Annotated in this window: 4 protein-coding genes; 2 read left to right on the top strand and 2 right to left on the bottom strand. The window is 64.7% G+C overall.

The genetic code is table 11. The features are described 5' to 3' along the window. Nucleotides 1–193 precede the first annotated feature (193 nt). Complete coding sequence (locus tag K7W03_RS15560; RefSeq protein WP_222886758.1) at nt 194–1,975, bottom strand: aminopeptidase P family protein; 1,782 nt, start codon at nt 1,973–1,975, stop codon at nt 194–196. 93 nt (nt 1,976–2,068) lie between these two features. On the opposite strand from K7W03_RS15560, the gene K7W03_RS15565 reads away from it, so the two are divergent. Further along, nucleotides 2,069–4,144 carry a S9 family peptidase gene (locus tag K7W03_RS15565; RefSeq protein WP_222886759.1) on the top strand — a complete coding sequence of 692 codons (2,076 nt, stop codon included), beginning with the start codon at nt 2,069–2,071 and terminating at the stop codon, nt 4,142–4,144. A gap of 106 nt (nt 4,145–4,250) precedes the next feature. Then, nucleotides 4,251–4,649, top strand: a complete 399-nt coding sequence (locus tag K7W03_RS15570) for an acyl-CoA thioesterase (RefSeq protein WP_222886760.1) — start codon at nt 4,251–4,253, stop codon at nt 4,647–4,649. A gap of 85 nt (nt 4,650–4,734) precedes the next feature. Here K7W03_RS15570 and K7W03_RS15575 read toward each other — a convergent pair whose 3' ends face one another. Next, a complete protein-coding gene (locus K7W03_RS15575) occupies nt 4,735–5,718 on the bottom strand; it encodes a TerC family protein (protein WP_222886761.1) in 984 nt (327 codons plus the stop codon). Between the last annotated feature and the right edge of the window lie 282 nt (nt 5,719–6,000).

A 6,000-nucleotide genomic window follows, 5' to 3' on the forward strand; every position in this document is an offset into this window, starting at 1 on the left:
ATGTCAAGGCGGCTTGCGGCAGAAGATGCAATTTGATTATGGGCGGGCCATGACAAACGGTCAGGACGAACGGAAAGAGCGCTTGGCGCAGGCGTTGCGGGACAATCTGCGTCGCCGCAAGGCACAGTCCCGCGAATCGCGCGACGCGGAAACCCCCGACACCCCGACGGCGCCAAGGGGTAATTCCGGTCCATTATAGCGGGGCGCAGGCCCCCTTCAGCCACTCGAGCGCACCGCCCTCCAACTGCGGGCCGACGATCTCCAGCACCCGGGCGTGATAGGCATCCAGCCACGCGCGCTCCTCGTCCGTCAGCAACTCCGTCGCGATCGCATTCCGGTCGATGGGCGCGTAGGTCAGCGTTTCGAAGCCCAGCATCTCCCGCTCCGCTCCCGGCACGTCGCGGGGTTCGACCAGCACCAGATTCTCGATGCGGATGCCATATTCGCCGGTCTTGTAATAGCCCGGCTCGTTGGAAAGGATCATCCCCGCCTGAAGCGCTTCGTCCCCGCCGCCGAAGGTCGCGATCCGCTGCGGCCCTTCGTGCACCGACAGGAAGCTGCCGACGCCATGCCCGGTGCCATGGGCATAATCCAGCCCTTCCGCCCAAAGGAACTGACGCGCCAGCACGTCGAGCTGCCCGCCCCGCGTCCCCTTGGGAAACTGCGCGCGGGCAAGGGCGACATGCCCCTTCAGCACCAGCGTGAAGCGGCGCTTCATCTCCTGCGTCGGCGTGCCGATGGCGACGGTGCGGGTCACGTCGGTCGTGCCGTCGCGATATTGCCCGCCCGAATCGACCAGATAGAAGCTGCCCGTCTCGATCGGCCGGTTCGTCTTCTCCTCCACCCTGTAATGCACCACCGCGCCATTGGGGCCCGCTCCGGAAATGGTGTCGAAGGACAGGTCCTCCAGCAGCCCGGTCTCCTTGCGGAACGTCTCCAGCTTCGCCGCCGCGCCCAGTTCGTCGACGCCGCCCTTGGGCGCCTCGGTCGCGATCCAGTGCAGGAAACGGCTGAGCGCCGCGCCGTCCCGCGCCTGCGCCGCCTTGTGCCCGGCGATCTCGACCGGGTTCTTCACCGCCTTGGGCAGCACCGCCGGATCGCGCAACGCCAGCACATGCGCGCCGCCGGCCTCCAGGCCCGTGAAGATCGCCGCCACCGCCCGTTCGGGATCGGCGGCGACCGTCTTGCCCGCAAAGCCCGCCAGCGCATCCGCGAACGCCTCGCGGTCATGCACCCGCACCGCATTGCCCAGATGCTTCACCACCGCTTCGTCGATCTTCTCCGGCGCGACATAGAGGTCCGCGGTCGCATCGGCATGGACGATGGCATAGGCGAGCGCGACCGGCGTCCGCTCCACATCCTTGCCCCGGATGTTGAAGGTCCAGGCCAGCGAATCGAGTGCGGACAGCACCGCCGCATCGGCATGCTTCGCCACCAGCCAGTCGGCCATGGCCTGCCGCTTCTCCGCCGCCGACTGCCCGGCATAGCGGTCCTCATGCACTACCAGCTTGGCGTCGCTGGGCGCGGGGCGGTCAGGCCATATGGCGTCGACCGGATTGGTGTCCACCGCCACCAGTTCCGCGCCGCGTTCGGCCAAAGCCTCGCTCGCGGCCTTCACCCAGGCGCGCGTATGCAGCCAGGGATCATAGCCGATCCGTCCGCCGACCGGCGCATGCTCGCCCAGCCACGCTGCGACGGAGGTCTGCGGCACGCTCTCATATTGCCAGTGCGCGCCATCCACCTGCTCGCGCACCTGCAAGGTATAGCGGCCGTCCACGAAAATCGCGGCCTCCTCCGGCAGCACCGCCGCGCTGCCCGCCGATCCCTGGAAACCGGTCAGCCAGGCCAGCCGCTGCGCATAGGCGCCGACATATTCGCTCATATGCTCATCGGTCAGCGGCACGACAAAGCCATGCAATTCATCGCGCACCAGTTGGGCGCGCAGGGCTTTCAGCCGGTCTTCATAGCTAGACATCAAATTTCCCTTGGACTTGCCGGCCCTCTTGCGCAGGGCCTATGGCCGCCAACATAAGCAGACCAGCACAGTTTCGCCAGATCAGGACATTGAATGACCGTTCCCGCCCAAGTCCCTGCCGCCGCCCGCCGCCCGTACAGCTTCACCCGTCACGGCATCACCGTGCAGGACCCCTATGCCTGGCTGCGCGATCCCGGCTATCCGGAGGTGAAGGACAGGGACGTGCTCTCCTATCTGGAGGAGGAGAATGGCTTCTTCGAGGCCGCGATGCAGCCGCACAAGGCGCTGACCGACCGCCTGTTCGAGGAGATGAAGGGCCGCATCAAGGAAGATGACAGCTCGGTCCCGCAGAAGGACGGCGACTATATCTACTGGCGCGCGTTCGAGGTCGGCGCCCAATATCGCAAATGGTATCGCAGGCCCGTGGCCGCCCGGGACGACGGCGCCGAGGATCAGCTCATCCTGGACGAACCCGCGCTGGCGGAGGGGCATGACTATTTCCGCCTCGGCGCCCTGTCGGTCAGCCCGGACGGCCGCTACCTCGCCTATGCCATCGACAATAATGGCTCCGAACGGTTCGAGGCGCGGATCAAGGACCTCTTCACCGGCGAAATCCTGCCGGAGGTGATCCCCGATACCCTATCCTCGCTGGTCTGGACGAGCGACAGCAGGGGACTGCTCTACGGCATCGCCAATGAACAATGGCGCACCGACAATGCCCGCCTCCACTGGCTGGGCCAGCCGGTGGAAAGCGACGTCGAACTCTTCCATGAGGATGATGAGGGCTTCCGCGTCTCGGTCGGCCTCACCTCATCCGAAAAATGGATCGTGATCGCGACCGGCGACCATGTGACCAGCGAGGTCTGGCTGCTCCCCGCCGACAATCCCGCCGCCCAGCCGCTGCTCGTCGCCCCGCGCAAGCCGGGCCGCGAATATGAGGTGGATGAGCATGAGGGCACGCTCTACATCCGCACCAACGACACGCATCCCAATTTCCGGCTGGCGAAGGCGTCGCTGGAAAATCCCGGCGACTGGGCCGAAGTGATCGCCCCGGACGCGCATTTCTACCTGACCGACTTCACGCTGTTCAAGGGCTTCTACGTCACGGAGGGGCGGCAGGACGGCCTCGACCAGATCGAACTGCGCGACTATGCGACCCACAGCGCCAGGCGCATTCCCTTCCCGGAGGCGAGCTATTCGGCGTCGCTGGACGATAATCCCGAATATGACGTGACGAAGCTGCGCATCGGCTATGAATCGATGGTCACGCCCGACACCATCTACGACTATCACCTCGCCACCGGTGAGCTGGAAGTGCTGAAGGTGCAGGAGATTCCCTCCGGCTATGACGCGACCCGCTACGCGACCGAGCGTCTCATGATCCCGGCCCGCGACGGCACGCCGATCCCGGTGTCGATCGTCTATCCCAGGGATCTGCCCCGCGACGGCAGCGCACCGCTGCATCTCTATGGCTATGGCGCCTATGGCATTGCGATGGAGCCGGGCTTTTCCACCAGCCGCCTGTCGCTGCTGGACCGGGGCTTCGCCTTTGCGCTGGCCCATATCCGGGGCGGCGACGACCTCGGCCAGCAATGGTATCTGGACGGCAAGCTCGACAAGCGCACCAACACCTTCACCGATTTCGTGGACGTCGCCAAGGGGCTGATCGAGCGTGGCTACACCTCGAAGGGACGGATCAGCATTTCCGGCGGATCGGCGGGCGGCGAGTTGATGGGGGCAGTCATCAATTCGGACCCCGACCTGTGGGGCGCGGTGGTGGCGCATGTTCCCTTCGTGGACGTGCTCAACACCATGCTGGACGAAACGCTGCCGCTGACGCCGGGCGAATGGCCCGAATGGGGCAATCCGATCGAGGACAAGGCGGCGTTCGAGACGATCCTGTCCTACGATCCCTACAGCAATGTCAGCGCCCAGGCCTATCCGCCGCTGATGGTGACGGCGGGGCTCAACGACCCGCGCGTGACCTATTGGGAACCGGCCAAATGGGTGGCGAAGCTGCGCGCGACGAAGACGGACGGCAACATCCTGCTGCTCAAGACCAATATGGGCGCGGGCCATGGCGGCAAGTCGGGCCGCTTCGAAAGCCTCCACGAAACGGCGGAGGAATTCGCCTTCATCCTCTGGCAATTGGGCATCGACGAGGCATGAAGGCGCCCGCCTCTCCTCCGTTCGCCCTGAGCTTGTCGAAGGGGCTCTCTTTTCTCGAAGAAGGAAGGGGCTTCGGCAGGCTCAGCCCGAACGGAGGGAGAGGATAATGCCCTCCACCTACACCACCCAATTCACCGCCGGTCCCGGGCATATCGACATTCTGGGCCATGTGAACAACGCTGTCTGGGTGCAGTGGATGGAGCAGGTCGCCACCGAGCATTGGACCCGCGACGCCGCGCCGGAGCATCTCGACGCCTATGTCTGGGTCGTGACCCGACATGAGATCGACTATCGCGGCAATGTCCGGGAAGGCGAAACCGTCACCGCCCGCACCTGGATTCCCGAAGGCCCGCGCGGCGCCCGTTTCGACCGGCATATGGAATTCACCGGCCCGGACGGCAAGGTGAAGGTCGCGGCCAAGTCCACCTGGGCGATCATCGACCGGGAAATGGGCCGCATCCTCCGGGTTCCTCCCGAAGTCGCGGCCCGCTTCCTCACCTCCTGACCGCCTCCAACCCATGTCCGTCATCCCCGCGCAGGCGGGGATCCATCTCCCGGCATAAGGTCCGGACGCAAGGCCGAGGTGTCGCTTACGCCATCCGCCTTCCCTCTTCCCGCGTCTTCCACAGCGACCAGCCCACCCCCGCGCCGATCAGCGCGAAGGTGACGCCCAGGCTGAGGACCGGCGGAAACTTGTCGCCGCCTAGCAGGAAGTCCGCCACGAAGATCTTCGCTCCGATGAACACCAGGATCGCGGCCAGCGCATATTTCAGATAGTGGAAGCGGTGCACCATCGCCGCCAGCGCGAAATAGAGCGCCCGCAGGCCCAATATCGCCATCACGTTCGACGTATAGACGATGAACGTGTCCGTCGTGATCGCGAAGATCGCGGGCACGCTGTCCACCGCGAACACCAGGTCCGCGAAATTGATCACCACCAGCGCCAGCAGCAGGGGCGTCGCCGCCGTCACCGCCCGGCCGGTCTTCGGATCGGTCATGCGCGCCAGGAAATGCTCGCCATGCAGCTCCGGCGTCACCCGCATATGGCGGGAAATGAAGCGGATCGCCGGATTGTTGCCGACGTCCATCGGCTTGTCCCCGGTGCACATCATCCTGATGCCGGTGAAGATCAGGAAGGCGGCGAACAGGTACAGCACCCAATAGGCCTGGTGCAGCAGCATGGCTCCGCCCGCGATCATCAGGCCGCGCAGCACGATCACGCCGATAATGCCCCAAAGCAGCGCGCGATACTGATATTTCGCCGGAATCGCGAAAGTGGAGAAGATCAGGCTGATGACGAAGACATTGTCGATGGACAGCGCCTTCTCGATGAAGAAGCCGGTAAAATATTGCATGCCCGGCTCAGGCCCGCGGACGAACCAGACCCAGAGGCCGAATGCGCAGGCGATGCTGATGTAGAAGACGGAAAGTTTCAGGCTCTCCCTGATGCCGATTTCCTTGTTCTCCTTGTGCAGGAAACCAAGGTCGAAGGCGGTCAGCGCCACGACGATGGCGAAAAAGGCGAGCCAGAACCAGGCGGGCGTCCCCAGCCAGTCCGTGACGAGAAATTCCATGGGATATGCTCCTCTCGTTCAACGACAAAGGTCGATCGGAGAAATCCGCTGCCATGAATGGGGGATGGGGTGAGCCAGACCGCCATGCGCATCGGATAGTCCGATGCGGTCCGACATCACGCGCTGGGAAAAGCGCGCCAGAGGGGCCCGGTCCGCGAGGGGGGGAGGATAAAGGGTGAGGCGGCAAAAATCAACCGGCCTGAGGTGGAGGGGGTAGGTTTTGGCCAATTCAGGACATTCCCCTCCCGCAGGCGGGAGGGGAATGTCCTGAATTGGCCAAAA

Source organism: Sphingobium sp. PNB (assembly GCF_019873065.1).
GTDB classification, from domain to species: domain Bacteria; phylum Pseudomonadota; class Alphaproteobacteria; order Sphingomonadales; family Sphingomonadaceae; genus Sphingobium; species Sphingobium fuliginis.

Excerpts from the sequence above, each read along its gene's own strand:
- K7W03_RS15560 (WP_222886758.1), bottom strand. The coding sequence starts at position 1,975 with ATGTCTAGCTATGAAGACCGGCTGAAAGCCCTGCGCGCCCAACTGGTG.
- K7W03_RS15565 (WP_222886759.1), top strand. The coding sequence starts at position 2,069 with ATGACCGTTCCCGCCCAAGTCCCTGCCGCCGCCCGCCGCCCGTACAGC.
- K7W03_RS15570 (WP_222886760.1), top strand. The coding sequence starts at position 4,251 with ATGCCCTCCACCTACACCACCCAATTCACCGCCGGTCCCGGGCATATC.
- K7W03_RS15575 (WP_222886761.1), bottom strand. The coding sequence starts at position 5,718 with ATGGAATTTCTCGTCACGGACTGGCTGGGGACGCCCGCCTGGTTCTGG.